This is a genomic window from Candidatus Neomarinimicrobiota bacterium (assembly GCA_012964825.1).
Taxonomy (GTDB): Bacteria; Fidelibacterota; Marinisomatia; order Marinisomatales; family S15-B10; genus UBA2125.
Genome location: DTTI01000033.1, coordinates 1 through 2,829 on the forward strand (window position 1 = coordinate 1; position 2,829 = coordinate 2,829).

At 42.1% G+C, this 2,829-nt stretch carries 2 protein-coding genes; both read left to right on the forward strand.

Annotated elements, in window-relative coordinates; translation table 11 throughout:
• The first annotated feature begins 40 nt into the window (after positions 1-40).
• Positions 41-1,651 carry a hypothetical protein gene (locus tag EYO21_02675; protein HIB02715.1) on the forward strand — a complete coding sequence of 537 codons (1,611 nt, stop codon included), beginning with the start codon at positions 41-43 and terminating at the stop codon, positions 1,649-1,651.
• On the forward strand, positions 1,648-2,829 hold a 1,182-nt coding region (locus EYO21_02680), incomplete at its 3' end, for a VCBS repeat-containing protein (GenBank protein HIB02716.1). The genes EYO21_02675 and EYO21_02680, both read left to right, overlap by 4 nt.

A 2,829-nucleotide genomic window follows, 5' to 3' on the forward strand; every position in this document is an offset into this window, starting at 1 on the left:
ATCGAATCAATTGAAACGCTTACTCCTTCTCTTATTTCTCTTGCCTCCAAGCCTTTCCTTCTCCCAAGACAGCTTAAGTGTCAGTAACGGTGACACAACGCAAAATCCTACCCTATTTAATGAAACTCTGGAAGACGATTCAACCGAGATAGACATTCCAGAGGACATCGTGGCACCGCCGGATTCCGCTGAAAATATTCAGCTACCGATTGTGGACCCGACAAATAATGCTACCATGGAATTAGACTCCGTTGAGCTTTTGAATATATGCAGGTCCAGTGTCTACGTACTCGATTCAGAGAACCTCACCCCTCTTTATGCTGAGCGTATGGCTGAGATAATTGCAACTGAAATAAGAAAAGAAATAAAGGATATACAGATACTGGAAACATATCATAACACAGGTTGTGAATCCACAGAATGTGCTTTGGATGAATCGGCCAATACACCGGCATCCCACGTTTTTATACTCAGGACTGAAATTGTTAGGCTGACCAGAGAAACGGTTTTTTCATTCAAGAACATTAGATATGCTTTTGGATCCGATAAACTCCTTGATCAATCCGACCAGGAATTGAATAAACTGTTGGAACTATTGAAAAAGTACCCTGATATGAGGATTGAGCTAACCTCTCATACGAGTTCCCGGGGCAACGAGCTGGCAAACTTTCAACTTTCACAAAAACGGGCGGCGGCTGTTGAAAAATGGCTCTTGGATAGAGGAATAGACAAAAACCAAGTAAGTTCTCGCGGTTTTGGGCAGATGCGTCCATATACCATAAGTGAAGATGAAGCGGAAGAATTCCCTTTTCTACAAAAAGATGATATCCTTACATCCCAGTTTATTGCGTCACTTGAGACACTGGAACAGCAGGACATAGCCGCTTCCTTAAATAGAAGAACTGAAGTCGAGATACTTGTTTTTTCTTATGAGGGCCAGTTCGAAGGCCCCATAGAAATAAGTCTCTTTCAGGTTACTCCTGACACTTCAGATTTGGATAGCGGTTTCTTTTTCCCGATTGTACATCCAGGTGTCCCGCGAAACTTTTTTGGAACAGAAGAAGACCTTTTCTTAGAAGTAGAAGTCATGATAAATAACATCGTGACCAGTCTTGAAATAGTGTCATGTGAAACCGGCAATACCCCTCCCCTTGCCCTGACCGAACTGATACCCGCTGAAAATGACTCTCTTATTGTTGTGAAGCTAAGAGGATCTGATAAAGACAATAATCCACTAATCTTCTCAATCACCACTTTGCCCCAGAACGGGCAACTGTTTCAGACCTCCGATGGTGTTACACTGGGTAATACCATCAATACTACCCCCATTGAAGCTATCAATTCCGACAATTTGGTCCTTTATGTGCCTGCCGGTGACTCAACTGTGGCAGACTCTCTTTCTTTCAGGGCATTCGATGGTGAAGCTTTCAGTGAATCGGCCGATATCTATATTGGATCCTACAGTTATCTTGATGTTATCCTTAACAGATATCCATTTCTCGATTATCTGGCTAACTCAACACCGGTTTGGATAATTACTGGAGCCGCCATCATCTATTCGGGGGTTGATTTTGCCATAGGCTGGTACGAGAGCCAGCAACCTCCTGAAAAACCGATGCCACCAAAATTCCCGGATCCCGGGCTAAGATGAAATCTGTGAACCTCATAGAAACCGATAATTCAGAATTTCATTATAGTCCCATGAAACTTCTTTCATTAATGGTTGCCGTGCTTTGCCTCTCTTTTCCATTAAAGGCCCAGTGGACAAAAATTAACATCGAAACATTTGACCAAAATTGGCGGGCAATATCAAGCGTCGATTTAGATGGAGACAATGATCTTGATATCTTGACCCTTGGCAGGCGTACTGATCTGCGTCTTGACTGGTTTAAGAATGATGGGAAAGAAAATTTCGAAAGCAATGTCATTACAAACCTAGAGTTACCAGCAACGGCACCGGCTCATTTGATTGGTGGCGACTTGGATCATGACGGTGACAATGATGTTATCTTTATAGCAAATAAGCTAGGGCTATACTGGTTTGAAAATACCGACGGCAATGGAACATTTTCGGACACTATTAATATTGGTCCAACTACTACAAACAACGTTCAACTTCCACTATTCAGCATCGATATTGACGGTGATGAGGATATTGATATTTTGTCGAAATTTGGTACAGATATAGTCTTCTATGAAAATAACTGCAAACAAAATTCAAGCTGTTGGAGTGGATCTGAAAAACCACAATTCACGAAAAAGACCGTTGGAGAAGGCCTTTACTCAATTGATGTGGTTGATGCCGACGGAGATGGTGATCTTGATGTATTAACTATAGGAACCAACGAGAGTTATCCTTCCTGGCACAAAAGTAACGCTTCAGAATCACCGGCATCTTTATCGTTCACCCAATACAATCTTATGTCTAGCATTAACGATGGCCGTTCCGCAGCCTGGGGCGATATGGATGGCGATTTAGACATGGATATTGTAGCATGTTCCTATGCAGATCACAAGATCTCGTGGTATGAAAATGACGGCAGTGAGAATTTCAGTGAAATAATAATTCCCAACGATCCCGAAGTATTGTCAAAGAACCCATTTGATATAACTGTTAAGGACTTCAATGGGGACGGTCATTTAGACATTGTGGTAGGGAATGTCTTTAGTCCTAACATCATTTATTACAACGATGGTAACTCGGATCCAACTTTCAATGGCAAAATAATTGCTGCGGCACCGTATTTGTTTACATACATGATTGACGCATCAGATTTGGATCAGGATGGCACCATGGACATTATTTATGCCAATCAAAGAGGAGGGTCG